This is a genomic window from Alcanivorax sp. HI0044 (assembly GCF_001634945.1).
The window spans coordinates 1-1,059 of the sequence record NZ_LWEZ01000545.1 but is presented as its reverse complement, the minus strand read 5'-3'; the positions used below and the strand labels follow the sequence as shown (position 1 = coordinate 1,059).

Annotated in this window: 1 protein-coding gene; it reads right to left on the bottom strand. The window is 59.0% G+C overall.

Translation table 11 applies throughout. The features are described 5' to 3' along the window. On the bottom strand, nt 1–1,059 hold a 1,059-nt coding region (gene ccoN, locus A3730_RS06490; protein ID WP_063537742.1), incomplete at both ends, for a cytochrome-c oxidase, cbb3-type subunit I.

Sequence of the window (1,059 nt, the reverse complement as noted above, 5' to 3'; positions counted from 1 at the left end):
CACCGCGGCAGTCGCGTTCGGCACGGACGGTTTTATAGACATTGACGGCCATCAGGATCATGCCGCTGAGGAAGATGATCCCGCCCAGCAAACGAATGATGTAGAACGGATGCCGCTCGACCAGCTCCTGCACGAAGTTGTAGGTGAGGGTGCCGTCGGTGTTCACCGCGCGCCACATGAGCCCCTGCATAATGCCGGACACCCACATGGAGGCGATGTAGAGAACCGTACCAATGGTGCTGAGCCAGAAGTGGGTGTTGATCCAGGAGATGGAGTACATTTGTTTGCGCTCGAACAGGCGCGGCACCATCACATAGGTGGCCCCGATGGTGATCATGGCAACCCAGCCCAGGGCGCCGGCGTGTACGTGGCCGATGGTCCAGTCGGTGTTATGGCTGAGCGCATTCACTGTCTTGATGGCCATCATCGGGCCTTCGAACGTGCTCATGCCGTAGAAGGACAGCGCCACAATCATAAAGCGGATGATCGGGTCGGTGCGCAGCTTATGCCAGGCCCCGGAAAGGGTCATCATGCCGTTGATCATGCCGCCCCAGCTGGGCGCCAGCAGCACGATGGAGAACACCATGCCCAGGGATTGAGCCCAGTCGGGCAGGGAGGAGTAGTGCAGGTGGTGCGGCCCGGCCCACATGTAAACCGCGATCAGGGCCCAGAAATGCACAATGGAAAGGCGGTAGGAATACACCGGCCGTTGGGCCTGAACGGGCACGTAGTAGTACATCATGCCCAGGAAGCCGGCAGTCAGGAAAAAGCCCACCGCGTTATGGCCGTACCACCACTGCACCATGGCATCGATGGCGCCGCTATAGGCGGAGTAGGACTTCATCAGGGAAACCGGTACTGCCAGGTTGTTCACCACATGCAGCAACGCGATGGCAATGATAAAGGCACCGTAGAACCAGTTGGCCACATAAATGTGCGAGGTCCTGCGCTTGGCGATGGTGGCAAAGAATACGGCCGCATAGGCCAGCCAGACCAGCGTGATCAGGATGTCGATGGGCCATTCCAACTCGGCGTATTCCTTGGTGGAGGTAAAGCCCA